Below are 22295 nucleotides of genomic sequence, written 5' to 3'. Positions count from 1 at the left end.
CGTAGAAGCGCCGACCACTCGCCGTGAACCGTCGTTCGTCTGGTTCGGGTGGAATGGGGTCGAATCGATACGCTCGGAACCATGGACAGCAGCCGCCAGGCCCGCGTGCGCGCGGCGTTCGACGACTTCTTCGCGCCGAGCGAGCCGAAGTCGGAAAGCTGGGTGCTCGACCTGTTCCAGCGCACGGCCGCGAGCGTGCCCGCGTACGGGAAGCTGTTGCGGGAGAACGGGATCGAGCCCGGATCGATCACGACGTTCGAGGACTTCCAGCGGTTGCCGCTGCTCGACAAGCCGAGCTACCACGAGCGGTACCCGCTGCCGGAGCTGTGCCGCGACGGGAACCTCGCCGGGTGCGACATGATCGCGGTGTCGTCCGGGTCCAGCGGCAGGCCGACGATCTGGCCGCGCGGCGTCGAGGACGAGTTGCACGTGGCGCGGCGGTTCGAGCAGGTGCTGGTGGACGGATTCCACGCGGACGAGCGCAGAACTCTGGCCGTGGTGTGCTTTCCGCTCGGCACGTGGGTGGGAGGGCTGTTCACGCAGGCGTGCGTGCGGCATCTCGCGGCCAAGGGCTGTCCGATCACCGTGGTGGCGCCGGGGAACAACAAGGCCGAGATCCTGCGGGTGCTGCCGGAGCTGGCGCCGCACTTCGAGCAGGTCGTGCTCCTGGGCTACCCGCCGTTCGTGAAGGACGTGATCGACACCGGGCTGGCCGGCGGCGTCGACTGGGCCTCGTACCGGATCAAGCTGGTGCTGGCGGGTGAGGTGTTCAGCGAGCAGTGGCGCGACCTCGTGTCGCGCCGCGCCGGCATCGCGGACCCGGCCGCTGACGTCGCTTCCCTCTACGGCACAGCGGATTCCGGCGTGCTGGGCAACGAGACCGCGTTGTCCGCGTCGATCCGCGGGTTCTTCGCGGACCACCCGGACCAGGCTCGTGAGGTGTTCGGCGACTCGCGGTTGCCGACGCTCGTGCAGTACGACCCGGCCAGCCGGTTCTTCGAGGTGCACGACGGCACCCTGGTGTTCACGGCGGACGGCGGGATCCCGCTCGTGCGGTACCGGATCGCCGACGAGGGCGGGGTTCTCGGGCACGCCGAACTGCTGGAGCACTGCGCGCGGCACGGGTTCACTCCCCCGCCCGGACCGGAGCTGCCGTTCGTGTTCCTGTTCGGGCGGTCGCTGTTCACCGTGTCGTTCTTCGGCGCGAACGTCCATCCGGAGAACGTGACCGTCGGATTGGAACAGCCCGGCATCAGCGACGTGGTGACGGGGAAGTTCGTGATCGAATCGGTCGAGGACGAAGATCGTGATCGCCTGTTGCGGATCACCGTCGAGACCGCGCCGGGCGCGACGGCGGACGCGGGCGTGATCGCCGAGTCGATCAAGGTCCAGTTGCTGCGGCTCAACAGCGAGTTCGCGCACTACGTCCCGGTGGAGCGGCAGCTGCCCGAGGTGGTGCTGCGCCCGCACGGCGATCCGGAGCACTTCCCCGCCGGCGTGAAACACAGGTACACCCGACGAACCTGAAAAGCGCTTTTGCACCACGGAGCAATAGCTTTTCGAAACTTCCCCGGCCTGCCTAAAGTGGCGTCGTTCGAATTGGTTGCAGGACTGGGGAGGAAATCCGTTGAGTTTCGTTCGGCGTATTATGACGGCATTGATGCCGCTCACCATGCTCTTCACCCTCGCACTCGCTGCCCCGAGCGCGCAGGCGGAGGCTCCGGCCGCCGGGGCCGCCGCCGTGGGGGCGGCGTACGACGCCGAGACCGGCCAGGCTCTCGCGGCCTGGGCCTGCAACACCGGCAACGTCTGCTTCTGGAACGACTTCGGCGGCACCGGCAAGCGCTGCATGTGGGACGTGGCCGACTCGGACTGGGCCTCGGGGACCTACAAGTGTTCTTGGTACGACACTGAGGTCAAGTCCGTCTACAACCGCGGCACGTCCTCCGCCAAGGGCGTCAGGTTCTACCGCGACACCGGCTACAACGGCTCGATCGGCTGCACGAAGCAGGGCAAGAAGGGTGACCTCGCCGGCACCTACAAGATCCGCTCGCACCAGTGGGTCAGCACCAGCTGCGGCTGATCCGGCCCTAGCACGAAAACCGGTCGCGGGACCTGGTCCCGCGACCGGTTTTCGTTGCGCGAAATGGCGGATCGACACGCCCAGTAGCATTATGCGCGGTGACCTGGCCTGGGGAGGTTGCTGTGTTGCGCATCCATTTTTCCGAAGGTGATCTGGAGCGTACGCAGGTAGCAGAAAGGGTGGATCCGCTCTGGGAAATGGTGTTCAGCTGGCTTCGGCTGACGGAGTTGGACAGCGGGTTGTTGTTGCAGCCGTGGCTGCGGCACGTCCGCCGCAACGGCGACCGGCAGGTGATCACGTCCGGCGTCCGCATGCTGTCCGTGCTCGCTCCGCTGGGGCCGTACTTCCCGGACTTCCTCACACCGCCCGAGGGTGCGCAGGGACTGGGTAGTGCGCTGGCCGCGATCCGGTCCACACCACGGCACCGGTTGCGGGAGGAGTTCGGGCGGCTGGAGGACGTGCGGCCGGTTCCCGAGTGGACGCGTCCGCTGGCGGCGGGCGACGGCGAGTCCCTGGTGGAGCTCACCGAGGCGCTCACCCGGTACCACCGCGCGGTCATCGAGCCGTACGGCGATCTGATCGACGAGGCCGTCGAGACCGATCGTGTGCACCGCAACGGACTGGCGTGCACCGTGGAGGGCTTGCTGCGGGGCATGTGGCCGTTGATGAACTGGCGCGCGCCCGTGCTGGAGGTCCAGTACGCGCACGACCGCGACCTGTACCTCAACGGGCGCGGGCTGCGGCTGGTGCCGTCGTACTTCTGCCGCCGCACACCGGTCGCGTTCGCTGATCCGGGGCTGCCGCCCACCGTGGTGTACCCGCTGCACCACGACTGGACCTGGCAGCGGCAACTCGCGAGTGGACGGCGTGAGCAGGGCGCGCTCGCGGCGTTGCTCGGCAACACGCGGTCGGCGGTGCTGGCGGCGGTGGGTGCCGGGGCCACGACGACCGAGCTGGCGGAACGTCTCGGGGCGTCACCGTCGTCGGTCAGCCGGCACACGACGGTGCTGCGGGAGGCGGGGCTGCTGACGACGGAGAGGCAGGGGCTTTCCGTGCTGCACCAGCGAACGCTGCTGGGGTCGGCGCTGCTCGGCAAGAACTGAGTTCGCCGCGCGCGGAATCCCTGGCGGGTGTGACCGGAGCGCCGGTTCAGTGGTGAGGTGGCTGCCTACGACGAGATCGCGGACTGGTACGAGGAACGGTTCCTGACCGCGCAGCGGGACGATCCTCTCGGGATCGGCCAGGCGATCAGGGACCTGCTCGGCGAGGGTGCCGGGACGTGTCTGGAGATCGGCTGCGGGACGGGCGTGCACGCCGCGCTCCTGAGGGAGCTGGGGTGGACGCCCGTCGGGGTCGACCTGTCGGCGGGGATGCTGCGCCACGCCCGTGGCCGGCTGCCCGTCGTGCGGGCGGACGCGGGTCGGCTGCCCTTGCGGGACGGCAGCGTCCCGGCCGCTGTGGCGGTGATGGTGCACACCGACATGCCCGCCTACCCGGACGTCCTGCGCGAGGTGGCCAGGGTGCTGCGGCCGGGCGGGGTGTTCGTGCACGTCGGCGTGCACCCGTGCTTCTGCGGTGGGTTCGCCGACCGCGGCGACCCGGCCGCGGTGGTGGTGCGGCCCGGTTATCTCGACGTCCACCACACCAGGGAGTCGTGGACCGATCAGGGGCTGCGCGACAAGGTCGGCGCGTCGCACTGGCCGTTGGCGGACCTGCTGAACGCCTTGCTCGCCGCGGGTCTCACTCCTGCGCGGTTCGCCGAGGGTGGGACTCCGGTACCCGTCGTGCTCGCTGCCGCGACCACAACCCCGCCACGCACGCGGCCAGCGCCAGCCCCGTGAGCAGGACGTGGACCGCACCGCCGAACCTCGTCGCGAACGTCAGGTCTGAGCGCAACGGCACGGTGTCCACCATCAGGTCGTCGGTGAACATCCCAGTCGACCGCACGATGCTGCCGTCCGGGCGCACGACCGCGCTCACGCCGCTGATCGCCGCGACCACGACGGCGCGGCCGTGTTCGATCGCGCGCAGGCGGGCCATCCCGAGTTGCTGGTAGGTCATCTCGCCGTGGCCGTACCAGGCGTTGTTCGTCGGCACGACCAGGAGTTGCGCGCCGTCCGCCGCGCTCTCGCGCAGGACGTAGTCGTAGGCGACCTCGTAGCAGATGCCGACGCCCACGCGCGTGCCCGCGATGTCCAGCACGCCCGGTTCGGTGCCCGCGTCGAGGTCCGCCTGGTCGGCGAACGGGGTGAAGATCCGGGCCAGTGGGCGCAGCGGGATGTGCTCGGCGAACGGGACGAGCTCCTGCTTGGCGTACGACTGGCCCGCGCCGGTCTTCGGGTCCCAGGCGATGACGGAGTTCTGGCCGTTGCGCAGCGCGCTCACCAGGGTCGGCACGCCGAGGTCGGTGATGGCGGCGTCGAGCACCGGGTCTCGGTCACGGGTCCTGGTGGCGCTCTCCGGCCACACCGCGAGGTCCGGTTTCGGCAGCGCGCCGCCGCGGACCAGCGCGGCCAGTTCGGCGGTTTTGCGCAGGTGGTTGTCGCGCAGGGTGGCGCCCTCGGTGAGCAGGCCGAGGCCGAGGTCGGGGGCGTTGCCCTGCACGACCGCGACGGTCTTCTGGCCGGTCTGGGCCTCGATCGAGATCAACGGGCTCACGGCGAGCGCGGCGACGATCGGCACCAGCGCCCAGGCACGCGTCCAGCGCGGGAACCACGCCGCCAGACCGAACCCGGTGAACACCACCGCGAACGTCACGAGCGGCGCGCCACCGATCACGGCGAGCCGCGCGAACGGGCCGTCGACCTGTCCGAACGCGACGCGGCCCCACGGGAAGCCGTTGGCCGGGATCAGGCCGCGCAGGGTCTCCTGCAGCACGAACAGCAGCGTCGCCCACACCGGCGCCGCGGGCAACCTGTTGACCAGCGGGAACAGCGCGCAGACACCGCAGATGAACAAGGCCATCAACGCGCTGAGCACCAGCCACGGCCAGGGGCCGAAGTCGTTGCCCAGGAAGTGCTGGATCCACCACAGGTGCGGGAGGAAGAACGCGAGCCCGAACGCGAAGCCGAGCCCGGCGCCGCGACGGGCGCCCGCGCCCTTCAAGGCCAGCCAGAACACCGCGAACGCGGGGACGGCGAGCCACCAGAGCGTGCGCGGCGGGAAGCTCAGGGCCAGTGCGCCACCGGCCAGCGCCGCCGCGCCGTAGCGGGCGAGATCAGGCTTGCGCAACGGACACCCTCGCCCGGCGCAGGACGAGGTACGCGCCACCGACGAGGGCGATCCCGACGACGTAGGCGCCGACCAGTTCGGGCACGCGGCCCGCGAAGTTGCCCGCGAGCGGCGGCACCAGCAGCGCGAACACCCCGGCGAGCACGGCGACCCTGGTCCGCCACGTCCCCACCGGCAGGCACGCGGCCAGCGGCAGCACGGCCCACAGCAGGTACCACGGCTGGATCACCGGCCCCAGCACCACGATCAGGCTCATCATCATCCCCAGCGACGTCACCTCGGAGATCCGTCCGCGCAGTTGGCGACCCAACAGCACCGCCACCCCGCAGAGGATCAGCACGAGCCCCGCGATCCGTGCCGCGGAAATCATCGCCTGCCCGGTTTCCGCGCCGAACACCGCACCCGCCAGATAGCCCGGCCAGTTCGTCGGAGCCATCCAGCTGTTCACCTTGGACGGTGTGCCGAGCGCCTGCACCCAGCCGAAACCGGACCCGCCGGCCAGCGACGTCACGACGGACACGACCACGGTGGCGGCCACCATGGCGAACCCCGCGGTGACGAACCGGACCCAGCCGCCGCCCAGCCTGCGGGCCAGTGCCGTGCCCACGACCGCGAGCGCCACCAGTGCGGGCAACTTGACCTGTGCTCCCAGCCCGATGAGCACCACACCGGCCATGTACGGCCACCACTTCAGTTCGGGCAGTGCCTGCAACGCGACGACCGTGCCGGACAGCATGAGGCCGAGCATCAACGCGTCATTGTGGACACCGCCGACGAGATGCCACAGCACCAACGGGTTCATCACGCCCAGCCACAACGCCGCGCGTTCCTCGACCCCGGCCATCACCGCGAGCTTCGGCACCGACCACACGACGAGCAGCAGGCCCAGCACGGCGACCAGCCGGTACAACCCGATGCCCAGGACGGGGTTGCCGCCGGTGACCTCGGTGATGGTCCGTTCGACCGTGGTGAACAACGGCCCGTACGGCGACGGCGTCTCGCGCCAGTAGACGCCGACCCGTGCCACCGCCTCCGCACTCGCGCCCACCGCCGGGCTGACCACGTTGGGGTCGAGGCCGTTCGCGGCCACCTCGCCCTGGGCCAGGTAGCTGAAGACGTCCTGGCTGAACAGCGGCGGGGCCACCAGCAGCGGCCCGCACCACCACGCCAGGGTGCGGCGCAGCCACCGCGGGTCCGGCCTGGTGCGACCGAGCAGCGCCCACGTGAGCACGACCAGTCCGGCACCCGCGATCGCGACGCCCAGGGCCACCGCGCCACCGGTTCTGGCGCTCACGGCCCACGCCCCGGCGGTGAGCAGGAGCGCACCGCCGAAACCCGTCCAGCGCAACAGTTCCGGGGTGCCGGTGAGCGGGGTTCCGGTGATCTGGGCGGCGGTGACCGCGGTCGGCCAGCGGTACGTGACGGTCTGCACGGAGAAGACAGTGCTTTCCGGACAGATCGTCACGCGTCCGACTGTGGTCGCGTTCCCACGTACTACTTCAGGATGATCTTTTTTAAACCTGCTCCGAGGCTCAACTTCCGGCGAAGTCGTGCGTCATCCACACGGTTCCCTTGGCGTCGCGGATCACCACGATGCCGATGCGGGTGGACGACTTGCTCAGGATGTTCTTGCGGTGGCCGTCGTTCGGCGGCTTCTCGTCGATCATGCCCTGGGTCAGGCCGAGCGCCATCTTGGAGATCGCCTCGACGTTGTCCTTGACCGGGCCGCCCATGCCGACGTTCTCCGCGACCGAGCTCCACTTCACGCCCGCCGCGGTGCTGCGCTCGCCCAGACCGCTCTCGCCGGCGCACTGGTGCGACAGGCCGCAGCCGTTGCTCATCATCGCCCTGGTGTGCCGATCCGCCGCGGTGACCAGCGCGGGGTCGACCACCAACGGTGCCAGGCCGCTCTTCGCCCTGGTCTCGTTGATCAGCGCCAGGACGCGTTCCTCCGGCGTGGCCACGCGCGGAGGCTCGGGCGGCGCCGTCGTCGTGGTGGTCGTCGTGGTCGTCGTGGACGGCGGCGCGCTCGACGCCGCGGACGTGGTCTCCGGCACCTGCGACGAGGACGTGCTGAGCGCGAGGCCCTGGGTGGTGTTCGGCCCGGCCACGGCGGCCGGCGGGTCGGACGGCAGCAGCACCATCGTGCCGACCACGCCGACGAGCGCGCACACCGCCGCGGCGCCCGCCACCGCGAGCACGGGCTTGGCGGTGAGCTTCGCGAACGCGCCGGCCGGTTCCGCGAGGTGGGTGGGCGCGAGTTCGGACGCGAGTGCCACGGTCTCGGGCGTGACGTCGGCGAGGCTCTCGAGCAGCCGGGGCAGGTACGCGGCCGGGACCACGAGCAGCGCGGCGCCGGTCAGGATGCGTTCGACCGGCATCGCGTCGTCCACACCGCGGCTGCACCGGCCGCACTCGTCGACGTGCCGCAGGAGCCGCTTGCGCCACAACGGGCTGGGCTCGCCGTTCCAGCCCTGCGCCGCCCGGTCCAGGCCTTCGCACCGCGGTTCCATCGACAACGCGCGCACGAGGTGCCGGATCGTCTCCAGCCGGCCCTTGAGCCTGCTGACCCGCACCGTGACCGCGTGCGCGCCGAGGTCGAGCGCGTCGGTGACCTCGGCCCTGGTGAGCTGCCCGACGCGTTCGAGCGTCCAGAGCGCCAGCAGCTCGCGGTCGGCCGGGTCGAGCCAGCGCGCGGCCTCGTCGACCTCACGGCGTTGCTGGGCGAAGTGCAACCGGGACAACGCGGTCTCCACGAACTCGGCGCCGGGGTCGGCCCGGTCGTACTCCTCCAGCGGGGCGGGGGCCAGGTCTCTGCGGCGGTAGTGCTCGCGGACCTGGTTGATGGTGACGGCGACCAGCCACGACCGGAAACGGTCCGGCTCCCGCAGCGCGTCGATGCCGCGGATCACGCGGACCATCGTCTCCTGCACCACGTCGTCGACCTCGGAATCGGCGTGCAACGCCCGACCGGCGACGTTGTAGACCAGCGGCAGTGAACCCGCGATCACGGCGTCGAGCGCCGTCCGATCACCGGCCCGCGCGGCCTGCACCTGCTCCGCGTCCACCTGCCCCAGCCACTCCCGACCCGTCACTTCCGCACCCTTCGCCGACTGTTCCTGCACGCCATGGGAGACCGGCGAGTCTCACCTCAGGTCACAGAAACAGGGCCAGAAGGTGATCGGGGTCACACTGCGACCACCGCCACGCCCGTGCGGCCACCGTCGACGTCCAGCACGATGCCGTGCACGAACTCCGCCTCGTCCGAGGCCAGGTAGACGGCGGCCGACGCGATCGCGTCCGGGTGCCCGGACCGGCCGGCGGGCGTGCCGCGCATCATCACGTCCGCGGCGGCGCGGGTGTCGTCGTCCCAGCCGGCCGAGGCGATGACACCCGGCGAGATGGCGTTGACCCGGATGCCCCGCGGCCCGAACTCCGAGGCCCACGCCTTCGTCAGCGTCTCCATCGCACCCTTGCTGGTGCTGTAGATCGACCCGCTCGGGACGCCGAGCCGGGTGATCCACGAGCCGAGGTTGAGGACCACGCCGCCACCGGCGTCGATCATCGCGGGAGCGAGTGCCTGCGTCAGGAAGAAGGGAGCCTTCACGTTGACGCCGAAGACCCGGTCGAAGGTCTCCTCGTCGGTCGTCGGGGTGGACGAGGGCGGGTAGATGCCCGCGTTGTTCACGAGGACGTCGACACGACCTCCCAGCAACGCGGTGGCCTCGTCGGCGAGCGCCTTGCTCAGGGCGGGGGTGCCGTCGAGGTCGGCGCGTGCGAAGTCGGCCTTGCCGCCGTTCGCGCGGATCTCCGCGACCACCTCCGCTCCCCTGGCCTCGTCACGGCCGGAGACGACGACGTGCGCGCCCTCCCGGGCGAAGGCGACCGCGATCGAGCGGCCGATGTTGCTGGTGGAACCGGTGATGAGGGCCGTCCTGCCCTGCAGTCGCTGTGTCATGTCCTCGACGCTACGAGCGCTTTTTTGGACCCGCAAGTCCAGAAAACCTAGCCCTTCAGGTGCTCGATCAACGTGTCCAGCACCGCCTCCAGGTGCGTGACGCTGCCGGTGTTGAGGAGCACGAGGACCCCGCCCTGGACGCCCGCGATGAACGCGGCGGAGACCCGGTCGGGGTCGAGGCCCTCCCGCACCAGCCCGGCCGCCTGCATGTCGGCGATCCCCTTCCGCACGTGGGCCTGCCACTGGTTCAGCAGCGCGGTGATCACCTCCTGCGCGCCCGGCGTGCCGCCGACCTGCCCCATCAGCGTGCCGAGCGGGCAGTGCCGTCCCTGTGCGCGGTACCGGGCCACGACGGAGTCGCGCCACCGCTCCCACGCGGCCCACGAGGTGAGGGCGCCGAGGTGCGGCTGCTGGTCGTCGAGCACCCGATCGGCCTCGTGCCGGGCCACGGCGAGGAAGAGTTCCTCCTTGCCGTCCGGGAAGTAGTGGAAGATCTGGCTCTTGCTGGTGCCGGTGATCGCGCGGATGTCGTCCAGTGTCACGCCGGCCGGTTCGTCGCTGCGCAGGTAGGCCGCGGCGCCCTCGATGATGCGCTGCCGGGTGGCGCGCCCCTTCGTCGTCAGTGCCATGACGTCGAGAGTAGATTTTCTGGACTGGCGAGTCCACTGTGGTTGACTGGGCCCATGCTGCCTTGGGAGGGACCGCTGGCCGGCCGGCTGGACCGGCACACGATCGACTCCGCGCTGCTGCGCGACAACCCACTCGGAGACCCGCACGAGCGGCCGCTGTGGGTGTACGTGCCACCGGGCTACGACACCGGGTCCGAGCGCTACCCCACCGTCTACCTGATCCAGGGCTACACCGGGCACCTGGCGATGTGGGCGAACCGGACGCCGTTCCGCCAGCCGTTCCTGGAGACGGCCGACGCGGTGTTCGCCGACGGCGCCCCTGGGTGCGTCGTCGTGTACGTCGACGCCTGGACGTCGTACGGCGGCTCGCAGTTCGTCGACTCCCCCGGCACCGGCCGCTACCACTCGTACCTGTGCGACGAGATCGTGCCGTGGGTGGACGCGCACTACCGCACGATCCCGGACCGCGAGTCGCGGGCGATCGCGGGCAAGTCGTCGGGCGGGTTCGGCGCGATGATCACGCCGATGCTGCGGCCCGACCTGTTCGGCGCCCTCGCGACGCACGCCGGTGACGCGCTCTACGAACTCTGCTACCTCGCGGACTTCGGCAAGGCCGCGCGGGCGTTGCGCGGCTACGACCACGACGTGCACAAGTGGTGGGCGGACTTCCGGAGCCGGACCGCGTTCACCAAGCCCGAGGACATGGACCTGCTCGGGATCCTCGGGGTGGCGGCGTGCTTCTCGGCCGACGACGACGGCACGCCCCGGCTGCCGTTCGACCCGGTCACCGGAGCGCCGATCCCCGAGGTGTGGCGGCACTGGCTCGACTGGGACCCGGTGCGAATGGTGGCCGGGCACGCGGACGCGATCCGCTCGCTGCGGGCCGTGTGGATCGACGCGGGCACCAGGGACGAGTACTACCTCGACCTGGGCGCGGAGGCGTTCCGCAAGGAGATCGCGGCGGCCGGGCTCCCGGACGAACGAGTCCACTTCGAACTGTTCGACGCGGGTCACGGCGCGATCGACTTCCGGTATCCGCTTTCCTTGGCGTGGCTGGCGGACAGGCTCGCCCGATGATCACTGACGTCACGCTGCGCCCGGTCGAGGACGCCGACTTCGACGCGTTGTTCGAGTTCATGAGAGACCCCGAGTCGGTGGCGATGGCCGCGTTCACCGCCGAGGACCCCGACGACCGTGCGGCCTTCGACGCGTGGCTGCGCCGCAACCTCGCGAACCCCGGGACCACGAACCGGGTGATCGTCGGCGACGGACGGGTCGTGGGCAGCATCGCGAGCTTCGTGATCGAGGGCGACACCGAGATCACCTACTGGGTCGACCGCGCGGTGTGGGGTCAGGGCGTGGCGGGACGCGCGGTCTCGTTGCTGCTGCGGGAAGTCACGGTCCGGCCGGTGCACGCGCGCGTGGCCAGTGACAACGCGGGTTCGCTGCGCGTCCTGACCAGGGCGGGTTTCGAAGTGGTCGGGACCGACAAGGGGTACGCGGCGGCGCGGAAGGCCGAGGTCGAGGAGACCGTTCTCGTCCTCAACTGACGAACTTCTCCGTGCCCAGCACACCGAGCAGCTGGATCTTGTCGAACGCCTCGGTGCGCGGTGGCGCGGTCAGCACCAGCAGCGCCTGCGACTGGTCCTCGGTGAACAACGCCTGGCAGTCCACCTCGATCTCGCCGAGCTGGGGGTGGATCAGCACCTTGTGGTCCTCGTAGCGCTTCGAGACCTCGTGCCGTTCCCACAGCTCGGCGAACTCGGTGCTTTCCTTCCGCAGCACGCGAACCAGCTCACCCGCCCTCGACCGCGGCCCCGTCGAGGCGTAGGCGGCGCGCAGGTTCGCGACCTGGGTGCGGCTCTGCCGGTCGCGGTCGTGCTCGGGGTAGATCAGGCGCTCGTCCGGGTTCGTGAACCAGCGGTAGATCCCGCTGCGCGCGTGGCCGGTGAAGCGAGAGGAGTCGCCGTACAGCGCCTCGGCGAACCGGTTCTGCACGAGGACCTCGGCGAGGTCCGAAAGGATCAGCGCGGGCGTGTCGTTCAGCCGGTCCAGCACCCGTTGCAGCGCCGGTGCCACGTGGGTGCCGGTGGTCCGGGGCGACGGGGCGTTGCGACCGGCGACGCGGAACAGGTAGTCGCGTTCGTCGTCGCTGAGCCTGAGGGCGCGGGCCAGCGAGGCCAGCATCTGCTCGCTCGGCTGCGGGCCGCGTTGCTGCTCCAGGCGCGTGTAGTAGTCCGTCGACATGGCGGCCAGGGCCGCGACCTCCTCGCGCCGCAGCCCCGGTGCCCTCCGGCGCGCGCCCACCGGCAGCCCGACGTCCTCCGGCCTCAGCTCCTCCCGGCGGCGCCGGAGGAATCCCGCGAGTTCGACCCGATCCATGCACCCCAGTATCCGGGCCCTCGCGCGGCGAACCAGGGATCGCCGATCCCCCGACAAGGGCTCTCTGCCGCGGTCTCGGAGATCGGCAGAAGCTCGGTGCCATGGACATCACCGGAAACACCGTCTTCATCCCCGGCGCCACCAGCGGAATCGGCCTGGCGCTCGCCCTCGCCCTGCGGGAGCGCGGCAACACCGTGGTCGTGGGCGGCCGGCGCACCGAACTGCTCGACCGGATCGCCGACGAACACCCCGGCCTCGAGATCGTCCGCGTCGACACCGCCGACGCGTCGAGCGTCGAGGCCGCGGCCAAGGACGTCATCACCCGCTTCCCGGCGGTCAACGTGCTGATCACCATGGCCGGTGTCATGCGGATCGAGGACTGGACCCGCTCCTCCTTCCTGGAATCCGCGGAGAACACCGTCGTCACGAACGTCCTGGGCCCGATGCGCCTGATCGCCGCGTTCGTCGAGCACTTCCGGTCCCTGCCGGACGCCACGATCATGACCGTCTCGTCCGGACTCGCCTTCGCGCCGTTGAAGATCACGCCGAGCTACAACGCGTCCAAGGCCGCCATCCACATGCTCAGCGAGACCCTGCGTCTGCAGCTCGCGGACACGTCGGTGAGGGTCGTGGAGCTGGAGCCGCCGTCGGTGCGGACCGACCTGCTGCCCGGCCAGGCGGAGAGCGAGCACGCCATGCCGCTCGACGCGTACGTCGCCGAGGTCGTGGGCATCATCGAGACGCAGCCCGACGCCCGCGAGATCCAGGTCGAGCGGGTGAAGTTCCTGCGCTACGGCGAGGCGCGCGGCGACTACGACCAGGTCGTCGCCGCGCTCAACGCCACGGACCCTCACGGCAAGTGAACTAGCTGATTCCGGGGCAGGCGTCGTTCGAGGTCTGCCCCGTGCGGAAGAACTTCACGGCCTTGTCCGCGCAGTCGATGGCCCACAACGACCCGTGCGCGCTGTCGTCCACCGTCAGCAGTGCGCCGCCGATCTTCCGTTGCATCTGCTCGGCGAAGAACAGCGGCGTGTTGGTCTCGTAGCGGTGGCCGGAGAGCTGCAACGGGCTGGTGGCCCGCTCGAGCTGCCACGGCGTGGCGGGCAACGGCCAGCCCGCGCACCAGTTGCCGTATCCGTGGCCGTTGCGGAAGAACGGGTATCGCTCCTCGCGGTGCCGGGCCTGGCGCCACGCCTCGTCGACGTCCGGTGCCCTGCCCTGGTCGTTGCAGTGCACGGCGCGTTGCATCAGCAGGCCGCCGTACCAGACCGGCGTCAGGCCGAAGCCTTCCAGCTCGGGTTCGTCCCCGGTCAGCGGCGGCACACCGCCGTCGCGCAGGGCCACGATCGAGTCGGCGACCCGCGGCCAGACCTCGCGCTTGTAGGTGAGCATCGAGCGGACCGCGCTGCCGGAGTAGGTGCGCGGCTTGCCGCCGGGCGGGGTGATCGTGACGGGGGCGGCGTCGAGCCTCGCGACCAGGGCGCTGATCGAGGCGGTGACCGCCTGCGGGGTTGCGCCGAGACGAGACGACTCGTCTCGTTGGGCCAGCCAGCCGGCCAGCACCTCGTAGTTGGCCTGCTTGGCTGCGCTGGCGCCGAGGTTCATCGTCTCGAGCGTGTAGTCGGCCGGCATCACGGAGTCGAGCACCATGCGGTCGACGCGGCGGTCGTGGTGGCTGCGGTAGACGGCGCCGAGCGCGGTGCCCCAGGAGATGCCGAAGAAACTGATCTTCCGCTCCCCCAGCGCGGCGCGGATGAGGTCCATGTCGTCGGCGACGGCCCTGGTGGACAGGTTCGTGAGCAGCTCGCGGTCGTAACCGATGCACCGGGCGTTCGTGCGGGCGTTGCGTTCGTAGTCCTGGCGGAAGCGCGCCTCCGGGCTTGCCCCGGGGTCCGGCTCGGGGCCGTCCTCCGCGGTCGCCTCGCACTCGACGCCGCCGCTCGACCCGACCGCGCGCGGGTCGAAGCCGACGAGGTCGTGGTCTGTGTTGAGGTCCGCGAACCTGGTCCTCGTCATCGCGAACGGCATGTCGATGCCCTGGTTGCCCGGACCGCCGGGGTTCATCAGCAGCACTCCGCGCCGCCGGTGCGGGTCGGTGGCCCTGATGCGGCTGATGGCCAGGTCGATCCTGCGGCCGTGCGGGCGGGCGTGGTCGAGCGGCACGGACACCGTGGCGCACTCGGAGCGGGTGTCGGCCGGGTCCCAGTGCTCCTGGACCTGGTCGCACGGCCGCCAGTGCACAGTGGACGGTGCCGCCAGCGCGGGAGTGGCGGTGACGAGCGGAGCGACGAGCACGGCAGCGGCCGCGCAGCGTCCCAGGACGGTGAGTGCGGTGGACATGTGCCTTCTTCCCCGGATCTGGTCGGCGCCAGCGTAGGAAGGCGGTTCGTGCGCGCGGATCGTGCGAGCGGATGATCCGCGCGTCCGACCTCAGGCTGATCAGGTGCGGGCGTCCGTCCAGATCGGACAGACAGGCCGTGGACCTTCGCGACCGGCCCACAGCAGTTCGGTGAATGAACTACATTGGGTGCCATGGCACTGCCCAGCACCTACGCGGACCGCAACTGCTCGCTGGCACGAACGCTGGAGATCGTCGGCGAGCGGTGGACGTTGCTGATCGTCCGCGACGCGTTCTTCGGTGCCCGCCGCTTCGGCGACTTCGCCGCCCAACTCGGCATCCCCCGCGCCGTCCTGACCAACCGCCTGAGGTTCCTCGTGCAGGAGGACGTCCTCGAGCACGTCGACGGCGAGTACCTGCTGACGGCCAAGGGCGTCCAGCTGTGGCCGGTCCTGCGGGCGATGATGACGTGGGGCGACGAGCACTACTCCCCCGGCGGCGACAAGCGCACGTTCCGCCACGAGACCGACGACGGCCGCATCGACGCGTCGGGCCGCTGTTCCTCCTGCGGCGCAACGGTGCCCCCGGCCGACACCCGCGTCGAGCCGGGACCTGGCTTCACACCCGGCGCAGCCGATCCCTTCTCGGCGTTGCTCACCACTCCGCGCCGACTGCTGGAGCCGCTCTCGTGAACCCGCTCGACCACGCCGCCCACTCGGCCCTGAAGGGACCGCACGCGCGCTTCGCCGAGCGCAAGGGAAACGTGCTGCGCTACCCGGCCGACATGTCGCCGTTCGTCGCGCTGCCGGCCGAACCGACCGACGCCGACTGGCTCGACCTCGCCGCGTTGACACCGCACGCCGCCCTGACCGGCCTCGAACCACCACACGACTGGGAGGTCGGGAGGCGCCTGCCGATGCGGCAGTACGTCGACGACGGCATCGCCGCCGCACCGGAGCCCGAAGCCGTCCGCCTCACCGCCTCGGACGTCCCCGAGATGATGGACCTGGCCGAACTCACGCGACCGGGCCCGTTCCTGCCCCGCACCATCGAGATGGGCACCTACCTCGGTGTCCGCCGCGAAGGCCGGCTGGTCGCGATGGCCGGGGAACGGCTGCGGGTGCCGGGCCACACCGAGATCAGCGCCGTCTGCACGCACCCGGACGCGCGCGGGCAGGCCTGGGGGACGCGGCTGCTGCTGGCCGTCGCGCACGGCATCCGGGAGCGCGGCGAGGCGCCGTTCCTGCACGTGCTCACGTCCAACACCGGTGCCGTGCGGTTGTACGAGCGGCTGGGGTTCCGTCTACGCCTCGAGACGACTCTTCTGTTCGTCACCGCGCCGGTAGCGTGAGTCCATGCCACAGATCACCGTCGAGTACTCCGCCGAACTGGGCGAGGGCTTAGACCGCCGTGCCTTCGCCCTCGCGCTGCACCGGACCGTCGGGCCGCTGGTCAGCGCGGAGGTGGCGGCGTTCAAGACGCGGTTCCGCCGGATCGAGGAGTCCGTGATCGGCGACGGCTCGCCCGCGGCGATGGTCCACATCAGGGTCGGGCTGCTGACGGGCCGGTCGGTCGAGCTCAAGCAGGAGGTGGGCCGGGTGGGCATCGGGATCGCCCAGGAGCACCTCAAGCCGGTCGAGGGCTTGCCGACCCAGGTCACGCTCGAGGTCTACGACATGGACCGCGAGCAGTACCAGAAGGTCGTCATCTGAGGCCCGCGGCGTCGAGGCAGTACTGCCGGAACGCGGCCACCTCACCCGGTTTCTCCGCGGTGCCCGGCAGCACGTGCGCCGGGCGTTCGCGGCGGTCGTGCCAGAAGCGGCCGCCGGGGTGCGTCGTCGCGGCCAGCCAGACGACCGTGTCCGCGCCCTCCTCGGACGTGCGCAGGAACGTGCTGGTCAGCCGGTGGAATCCCGGCAGCGAACCGGCGACACCGGGTGTGTCGGCCCATCCGGGGTGCATGGCGTGCACGGCGATGCCGTCGGAGGCGTACCGCTCGGTCAGCAGCGGGGCGAGCACGACCTGCATCCGTTTCGTGCGGGCGTAGGCGGTCGCGCCCTTGTAGGTGCCCTCGCGGTACTCGGGGTCGTCGGCGCGCAGCCGCTGGGTGTACATGCCGCCGGACGAGACGAGCACGACCTGCGGGTTCGGTGACGCCGCGAGGAGCGGGCGCAGCAGGTCGGTCAGCAGCACCGGGCCGAGCACGTGGGTGGCGAACGTGAGTTCGTGGCCTTCCGCGGTGACCTGGCGTTCGCGCGGGAGGACTCCGGCGTTGTGCACCAGCACGTCCAGACGGTCGATCTCGGCGGCGAACCGGCGGACGGACTCCAGGCTCGACACGTCGCAGTGCCGCACCAGGACGGTGGCGTCCGGCACCGCGGCGACGATCTCGGCGCGGGCCGCCTCGCCCTTGCGTTCGTCGCGCACGGCCAGCACCACCTCGGCGCCGAGCCGGGCCAGTCCGAGTGCCGTCGCCTTGCCGATGCCCGAACCGGCCCCGGTCACGACGGCTCTGCGGCCGCGCAGCGCCCCGGGGTCCAGGTCGGACCAGTTCCTGCTGCGCAGCCGGTATCCCCACTTCGAGTAGCCGGGGACGACGAGCCGGTCCGCCACGATGTCGAGCACGCTCACCTCTGGTGTTCGTCAGCCGAAGCGCAACGGTTTCCTCGCGGGCTCCTCCAGCACACGTGACGCCAGCCACGCCAGGCCGTCCGCGGTGCCGGCCGGGGTGCCCGTCGGCTGGACGACGTGACTGAGGACCGTCCTCGTCATGAGGTCGATCAGCACCTCGACCTGCTCGCCCGTCAGGCCCGTCCGATAGGACTCGACCCGTGCCGCGAGCATCGCCTTGATCTCGACGAGCAGCGTTTCCGCCTGGGTCGTGAGCAGCGGCACCAGTTCGGTGTCGGCGCCGTGCGTCGCGGAGGCGATCGCGCGGACCAGCAGGTTCCCGCGGGCGAGTTCGAGGACGTCGCGGACGGCGTCGTGGATCGCCTCGACCAGGTCGTCCGCGTGGCGGTCGAAGGCGGCGCCGATGGCACTGAGGAACCGGCCGAGCTCGTGCGCCAGCATCGCGTCGGCTAGGGAGTTCTTCGAACCGACCTCGTTGTAGACGGTCTGCCTGCTGACGCCGACCTGCTCGGCGAGCCGCGTCATGGTGACCGCGGCCCAGCCGTCGCGGGCGGTCATCTCGATGGCCGCCTCGACGATCGGCTGTCGCCGGCCCGAGGCCGCTGCCGGAGATGTCCCGCCCATGCGCCTGATCCTAAGCCGACGTCACGCGGCCCGGCGCCACGAAGTCGATCTTCTCCCGCACGCCGCAGTCCGGGCAGCACCACGAGTCGGGGATGTCGGCCCACGGCGTTCCGGCGGGGAAACCTTCGCGCGGGTCGCCCGCCTTCTCGTCGTAGACGTACCCGCAGCCGGGACACATGCCGCCCGCGGTCGCGTCGCCACGGCTGTCGGCCACGACGGCATCACCGGTGTCGGTGCCGCCGTAACGGGCGAGCACCTTCGCGCGCTTGCCCGGCTGGATGTTGGCGCGGCCGATGTCGCCACCGAAGTGCCCCTGCACCCGTGGGTCCATCACGCGGCGCCACAGCGGCGGCACCAGGGCGAGCAGGATCATGCCCGCGTACCCCGTGGGCAGCACCGGTGACTCGGCGAAGTCGCGCAGCGTCTGGTAGCGCCGGGTCGGGTTCGCGTGGTGGTCGCTGTGCCGCTGCAGGTGGTAGAGCAGGACGTTCGTGGCGATGTTGTTGGAGTTCCAGCTGTGGCTGGGATCGACCCGCTCGTAGCGGCGGCGGCCCGGTGCCCCGACCATCTGCCGCAACATCCCGTAGTGCTCCATGTAGTTCACGACCTCCAGCAGCGAGAAGCCGATCACCGCCTGGATCAGCAGGTACGGCACGATGCCGACGCCGAGCCACCCGATCATCGCCGCCCACAGCACCGCCGACATCAGCCACGCGTTGAGCACGTCGTTGCCCAGCCGGTACGGGTGCCGGTCGCGCCGCGCGTACCGCTTGCGTTCGAGCCGCCACGCCGACTTGACCGAGCCGAAGACGGTGCGCGGCCAGAACCGGTAGAAGCTCTCCCCCACCCTGCTGCTCGCCGGGTCCTCCGGGGTCGCGACCCGCACGTGGTGGCCGCGGTTGTGCTCGATGTAGAAGTGGCCGTAGAAGCTCTGCGCCAGCGCGATCTTGGACAACCAGCGCTCGTGGCTCTCCTTCTTGTGCCCCAGCTCGTGCGCGGTGTTGATGCCGATGCCGCCGATGCACCCGATCGACACCGCGAGCCCGATCTTGTCCACCACGGACAGATCACCGCGCGCGATCAGCCAGAACGCCACCACGAACCCGACGTACTGGATCGGCAGGAAGAGGTAGGTGATCCAGCGGTAGTAGCGGTCGTTCTCCAGCCGTTCGATGACGTCGTCGGGCGGGTTGCTGCGGTCGAGCCCGGCGAAGAGGTCGATCGCCGGGACGATCAGCAGCACCACGATCGGGCCGATCCAGAACCACACGCCCCAGCCCGTCGCCGCGTGCATCCCGATCGCCAGGAACGCCAGGGACGGCACGACCAGCCCCAGCAGCCACAGGTACCGCTTGCCGTCCGTCCACTGCTCGGTTGAGCCGACGGGCACCGTTGCCTTCATGTCGCTCATGCCACGCTCCTCGGGAGGTTGACAGAACGGTAGGGCACGTAAAGTTGATTTGACAAGAGGGTGGCATTTGTAAAGCCGAGGGCGCGACTTCACCCCAGCGGTGCACGGACCCAAGATCACCTGCATCATCTGGGCATGCGCAGCTCACTGTTCAACCACCAGGAACGTGCCGTCGAGCCGGGAAGCTTCCAACTGCAGAACGAACGCATGCTGAAGGTGGACCTCACCGGCAGCGGCGGGTTCTTCTTCGCCAAGCAGGGATCGATGGTCGCCTACCAGGGTGACGTCGACTTCGCCTACGAGGGCGCCGGCGGCATCGGCAAGCTGTTCAAGAAGGCCTTCACCGGTGAGGGCATGTCGCTGATGAAGGTGTCGGGCAGCGGCGACGTGTTCCTCGCCCAGGACGCCGACGAGATCTTCGTGCTGTACCTGGAGAACGAGTCGGTCACCGTCAACGGCCGCAACGTGCTCGCGTTCGACAGCACGCTGCAGTGGGACATCAACCGCACCGAGGGCGCGTCGATGCTCAGCGGCGGCCTGTTCAACACCACGTTCACGGGCACCGGCGCCCTGGCCGTCACCGCCTACGGGACGCCGGTCGTGCTGAACGTGGACGTGCCCACGTACGTCGACATGCAGTCCGCGGTGCTGTGGTCGACCTCGCTGCAGTCGTCGATCCGCAAGACGGCCAAGCTCGGCGCCATCATCGGGCGCGGGTCGGGCGAGGCGTACCAGCTCGCGTTGCAGGGCAACGGCATCGTCGTCGTGCAGGCCTCGGAAGGGCACCCGCTGCCGACCGCGCAGTGACGCTCGGACACACCCGCGGGCCGACGAGGGCCTGCGGGTGTGTCGTGCACGGAGCATGATCTCCCTCCGGGACCGATGAGTTCGCGCGGCCGCCGCGGTCTGCCTCTCGACCAAGAGTGGAAGGAAGCTCCATGACCCAGCTGGTGAAGGTCCAGAACTTCGTCGTGTCCCAGGACGGGTTCGGCGCCGGTGAGGACCAGACCCTCGACAGGCCGTTCGGTCACGCCGACCCCGGCACGATGTTCGCGTGGGCGGGTGCCACGGCGAGCTGGCCCAACCGCACCGACCCCGGTGGCAGCCGCGGCCTCGACGACTACCTGACCCGCGACTTCGCGCACAACATCGGCGCGGAGATCATGGGCGCCAACAAGTTCAGCCCGCACCGCGGCCCCTGGGAGAACCACGACTGGCAGGGCTGGTGGGGCGGCGAACCACCGTTCCACACGCCGGTCTTCGTGCTGACCCACCACGAACGGCCGTCGTTCACGCTCTCCGACACGACCTTCCACTTCGTGAACGGCGACCCGGCGGACGTCCTGCGGCGCGCGAAGGAGGCCGCGCGGGGCAAGGACGTGCGGATCGGCGGCGGTGCCACCACCATCCGGTCGTTCCTCGACGCCGACCTGATCGACACGCTGCACGTCGCGGTGTCGCCGGTCGAGCTCGGGCACGGGGTGCCGTTGTGGAAGTCGCCCGACGAGCTGCTCGACCGGTTCCACGTCGACGTCGTTCCGAGTTCGAGCGGGGTGACGCACCACCTGTTCTGGCGGAAGTGACGTCAGCCGCTCCCGGACCACCCCGGATGACGCCGGGCTGATCTCCAGTTCGAACCCGGCCGCTATCCGGGTGGTTTCCCGGCGCCCAACCAGGGCTGGAGTTGGTTGGTCGTTGACAGACCCGGCGGGACCTCGACACGCTGCACCTCCCTGTGATCGAAAGGTGCGCCTGTCATGAAACTCCGTTTCGTCTTACCGGTGCTGGCTCTGCTGTCCGGCATCGTCACCGCCGCTCCTGCTGCGGCACAAGCGGATCCCTCGGCGGCGGACGCCTGCTACACGTGGGGCCGCACGCTCTCCCAGGGAGCGTCGGGCGAGGACGTGCGCCAGCTGCAGATCCGGGTCGCGGGCTACCCGGGCTACGGCGCGGTGCTCGGGCTCGACGGGCAGTTCGGGGCCGGCACGAAGGCCGCGGTGACGCGGTTCCAGCAGGCCTACGGCCTCGGCGCGGACGGGATCGCCGGGCCCGCGACGTTCGCGAAGATCTACGCGTTGCAGGACGACGACTGCACGCCGGTCAACTTCACCTACGACGAGCTGAACAACTGCAACTCGACCTGGGCGGGCGGCAACGTGTCCGCGGCGACCGCGCGTGCCAACGCGTTGGTGTCCATGTGGAAGCTGCAGGCCATGCGGCACGCCATGGGTGACCGGCCGATCGACGTCAACGGCGGCTTCCGCAGCGTGTCGTGCAACAACGCCGTCGGCGGCGCGGCCGGCAGCCGTCACCTCTACGGCGACGCCGTAGACCTGGGGGCCGGTCCGCAGGGCTTCTGCGCGCTCGCGCAGCAGGCCCGCAACCACGGTTTCAACGAGATCCTCGGCCCGGGCTACACCGGCCACAACGACCACGTGCACGTCGCGCACAAGTCGTCGCGCTTCTGGTCCGCGCCGAGCTGCGGCATCTGACACGAACGGGGCCGCGCGGCGGCGCGGCCCCGTTCGCGGGTGCGGTCAGCGGGTGCCGAGAGGCATGACCCGCGACAGCACCGGCACCGTGGCCGCGGCGACGACGGTGTGCATCGCGATCAGCGCGAGCGAGTTCACCAGGCTGGCGCCTCCCGCGAGGATGCCGAGGTCGGGGATCCACGAGACCACGACGACGGCGGGCACCAGGACGCGCAGCACTCGCCGGGGGTCGCGGGCGAAGCGGCGCACGAGGTACCAGCCGAGCGTGCCGAGGACGATGCCGATCACCGTCGCCGGCGCGTACTCCGCCACGGCCAGGCCCATGCGTTCGGTGCCGTCCGGGACGAACCTGCCCGCCACCAGGGCGATCAGCGCGTTGACCGCGATCGAGATCACCGCGGCGCCCAGCAGGCCGACGACGACCTCCGCGGTCGTGGGCGCGAGAGCTCCGGTGCGAGCGGTGGTGTCGGCCATGAGCCCTGTCCTTCGATAGACTTGAATGCAAGCGGTCACTTG

The 22295-nt window shown here is 70.5% G+C and carries 24 protein-coding genes; 13 read left to right on the top strand and 11 right to left on the bottom strand.

Annotated features, from left to right (window positions below):
- The first annotated feature begins 81 nt into the window (after positions 1–81).
- The 4 genes from PV646_RS18525 to PV646_RS18510 all read left to right on the top strand — a co-directional run bounded on the left by PV646_RS18525 (position 82) and on the right by PV646_RS18510 (position 3924).
- Entirely contained in the window at positions 82–1527 is a 1446-nt protein-coding gene (locus PV646_RS18525; protein WP_500343406.1) for a phenylacetate--CoA ligase family protein, read from the top strand.
- Between the two features lie 133 nt (positions 1528–1660).
- A complete protein-coding gene (locus PV646_RS18520; protein WP_500343405.1) occupies positions 1661–2083 on the top strand; it encodes a peptidase inhibitor family I36 protein in 423 nt (140 codons plus the stop codon).
- 179 nt (positions 2084–2262) lie between these two features.
- Positions 2263–3186: an ArsR/SmtB family transcription factor gene (locus PV646_RS18515; RefSeq protein WP_500343404.1), complete on the top strand. Its 924-nt coding sequence runs from the start codon at positions 2263–2265 to the stop codon at positions 3184–3186.
- Between the two features lie 57 nt (positions 3187–3243).
- On the top strand, positions 3244–3924 hold the full coding sequence (locus PV646_RS18510) for a class I SAM-dependent methyltransferase (protein ID WP_500343403.1): 681 nt from the start codon (positions 3244–3246) through the stop codon (positions 3922–3924).
- On the opposite strand, the gene lnt is transcribed toward PV646_RS18510, so the two are convergent.
- The 5 genes from lnt to PV646_RS18485 form a co-directional block, all read right to left on the bottom strand.
- Positions 3824–5314 carry an apolipoprotein N-acyltransferase gene (gene lnt / locus PV646_RS18505; protein WP_500343402.1) on the bottom strand — a complete coding sequence of 497 codons (1491 nt, stop codon included), beginning with the start codon at positions 5312–5314 and terminating at the stop codon, positions 3824–3826. The genes PV646_RS18510 and lnt overlap by 101 nt on opposite strands.
- Positions 5301–6779, bottom strand: coding sequence for a polyprenol phosphomannose-dependent alpha 1,6 mannosyltransferase MptB (gene mptB, locus PV646_RS18500; RefSeq protein WP_500343401.1), 1479 nt, complete (start codon positions 6777–6779; stop codon positions 5301–5303). The genes lnt and mptB overlap by 14 nt, the downstream gene beginning before the upstream one ends.
- A gap of 67 nt (positions 6780–6846) precedes the next feature.
- On the bottom strand, positions 6847–8409 hold the full coding sequence (locus PV646_RS18495) for a sigma-70 family RNA polymerase sigma factor (protein ID WP_500343400.1): 1563 nt from the start codon (positions 8407–8409) through the stop codon (positions 6847–6849).
- 92 nt (positions 8410–8501) lie between these two features.
- Positions 8502–9272: an SDR family NAD(P)-dependent oxidoreductase gene (locus tag PV646_RS18490; protein WP_500343399.1), complete on the bottom strand. Its 771-nt coding sequence runs from the start codon at positions 9270–9272 to the stop codon at positions 8502–8504.
- 47 nt (positions 9273–9319) lie between these two features.
- Complete coding sequence (locus PV646_RS18485; protein WP_500343398.1) at positions 9320–9901, bottom strand: TetR/AcrR family transcriptional regulator; 582 nt, start codon at positions 9899–9901, stop codon at positions 9320–9322.
- Between the two features lie 54 nt (positions 9902–9955).
- Here PV646_RS18485 and PV646_RS18480 point away from each other — a divergent pair, with 54 nt between their 5' ends.
- Both PV646_RS18480 and PV646_RS18475 read left to right on the top strand, forming a co-directional pair.
- A complete protein-coding gene (locus tag PV646_RS18480; protein ID WP_500343397.1) occupies positions 9956–10978 on the top strand; it encodes an alpha/beta hydrolase in 1023 nt (340 codons plus the stop codon).
- Positions 10975–11451 carry a GNAT family N-acetyltransferase gene (locus tag PV646_RS18475; RefSeq protein ID WP_500343396.1) on the top strand — a complete coding sequence of 159 codons (477 nt, stop codon included), beginning with the start codon at positions 10975–10977 and terminating at the stop codon, positions 11449–11451. Before PV646_RS18480 ends, PV646_RS18475 begins: the two co-directional genes overlap by 4 nt.
- On the opposite strand, the gene PV646_RS18470 is transcribed toward PV646_RS18475, so the two are convergent.
- On the bottom strand, positions 11444–12283 hold the full coding sequence (locus tag PV646_RS18470; protein ID WP_500343395.1) for a helix-turn-helix transcriptional regulator: 840 nt from the start codon (positions 12281–12283) through the stop codon (positions 11444–11446). The genes PV646_RS18475 and PV646_RS18470 overlap by 8 nt on opposite strands.
- Before the next feature lie 101 nt (positions 12284–12384).
- Between PV646_RS18470 and PV646_RS18465 the strand changes: the two genes are divergently transcribed.
- Entirely contained in the window at positions 12385–13146 is a 762-nt protein-coding gene (locus tag PV646_RS18465; RefSeq protein ID WP_500343394.1) for an SDR family oxidoreductase, read from the top strand.
- Position 13147: 1 nt separating this feature from the next.
- On the opposite strand, the gene PV646_RS18460 is transcribed toward PV646_RS18465, so the two are convergent.
- The gene (locus PV646_RS18460; protein ID WP_500343393.1) at positions 13148–14623 is read right to left on the bottom strand and encodes an alpha/beta fold hydrolase; all 1476 of its coding nucleotides are present in this window, start codon (positions 14621–14623) and stop codon (positions 13148–13150) included.
- A gap of 192 nt (positions 14624–14815) precedes the next feature.
- Here PV646_RS18460 and PV646_RS18455 point away from each other — a divergent pair, with 192 nt between their 5' ends.
- From PV646_RS18455 to PV646_RS18445, 3 genes are read left to right on the top strand one after another with little or no spacing between them, the layout of a single operon-like run.
- Positions 14816–15313 carry a winged helix-turn-helix transcriptional regulator gene (locus tag PV646_RS18455; RefSeq protein WP_500343392.1) on the top strand — a complete coding sequence of 166 codons (498 nt, stop codon included), beginning with the start codon at positions 14816–14818 and terminating at the stop codon, positions 15311–15313.
- Complete coding sequence (locus PV646_RS18450; protein ID WP_500343391.1) at positions 15310–15972, top strand: GNAT family N-acetyltransferase; 663 nt, start codon at positions 15310–15312, stop codon at positions 15970–15972. Before PV646_RS18455 ends, PV646_RS18450 begins: the two co-directional genes overlap by 4 nt.
- A 4-nt stretch (positions 15973–15976) precedes the next feature.
- Positions 15977–16333 (top strand): 5-carboxymethyl-2-hydroxymuconate Delta-isomerase, encoded by a 357-nt coding sequence (locus PV646_RS18445; RefSeq protein ID WP_500343390.1) that lies wholly within the window; start codon positions 15977–15979, stop codon positions 16331–16333.
- On the opposite strand, the gene PV646_RS18440 is transcribed toward PV646_RS18445, so the two are convergent.
- From PV646_RS18440 to PV646_RS18430, 3 genes are read right to left on the bottom strand one after another with little or no spacing between them, the layout of a single operon-like run.
- Positions 16326–17246 carry an SDR family NAD(P)-dependent oxidoreductase gene (locus tag PV646_RS18440; protein ID WP_500343389.1) on the bottom strand — a complete coding sequence of 307 codons (921 nt, stop codon included), beginning with the start codon at positions 17244–17246 and terminating at the stop codon, positions 16326–16328. The genes PV646_RS18445 and PV646_RS18440 overlap by 8 nt on opposite strands.
- An 18-nt stretch (positions 17247–17264) precedes the next feature.
- Complete coding sequence (locus PV646_RS18435; RefSeq protein WP_500343388.1) at positions 17265–17876, bottom strand: TetR/AcrR family transcriptional regulator; 612 nt, start codon at positions 17874–17876, stop codon at positions 17265–17267.
- Positions 17877–17886: 10 nt separating this feature from the next.
- A complete protein-coding gene (locus tag PV646_RS18430) occupies positions 17887–19287 on the bottom strand; it encodes a fatty acid desaturase (protein WP_500343387.1) in 1401 nt (466 codons plus the stop codon).
- A 135-nt stretch (positions 19288–19422) separates the two neighbouring features.
- Here PV646_RS18430 and PV646_RS18425 point away from each other — a divergent pair, with 135 nt between their 5' ends.
- The 3 genes from PV646_RS18425 (at position 19423) to PV646_RS18415 (ending at position 21779) form a co-directional block, all read left to right on the top strand.
- Entirely contained in the window at positions 19423–20094 is a 672-nt protein-coding gene (locus PV646_RS18425; protein ID WP_500343386.1) for an AIM24 family protein, read from the top strand.
- Between the two features lie 131 nt (positions 20095–20225).
- A complete protein-coding gene (locus tag PV646_RS18420; RefSeq protein WP_500343385.1) occupies positions 20226–20870 on the top strand; it encodes a dihydrofolate reductase family protein in 645 nt (214 codons plus the stop codon).
- Between the two features lie 174 nt (positions 20871–21044).
- Positions 21045–21779 carry a D-Ala-D-Ala carboxypeptidase family metallohydrolase gene (locus tag PV646_RS18415; RefSeq protein WP_500343384.1) on the top strand — a complete coding sequence of 245 codons (735 nt, stop codon included), beginning with the start codon at positions 21045–21047 and terminating at the stop codon, positions 21777–21779.
- A 45-nt stretch (positions 21780–21824) separates the two neighbouring features.
- On the opposite strand, the gene PV646_RS18410 is transcribed toward PV646_RS18415, so the two are convergent.
- The gene (locus PV646_RS18410) at positions 21825–22253 is read right to left on the bottom strand and encodes a DUF6069 family protein (protein WP_500343383.1); all 429 of its coding nucleotides are present in this window, start codon (positions 22251–22253) and stop codon (positions 21825–21827) included.
- Positions 22254–22295: the final 42 nt, after the last annotated feature.

Origin of the sequence: Streptomyces sp. ID05-26A (genome assembly GCF_033794685.1) — a bacterium.
Lineage (GTDB): Bacteria > Actinomycetota > Actinomycetes > Mycobacteriales > Pseudonocardiaceae > Lentzea.
Note: the sequence above shows the minus strand (reverse complement) of the source record. Positions and strands in the feature narration are given on the sequence as shown.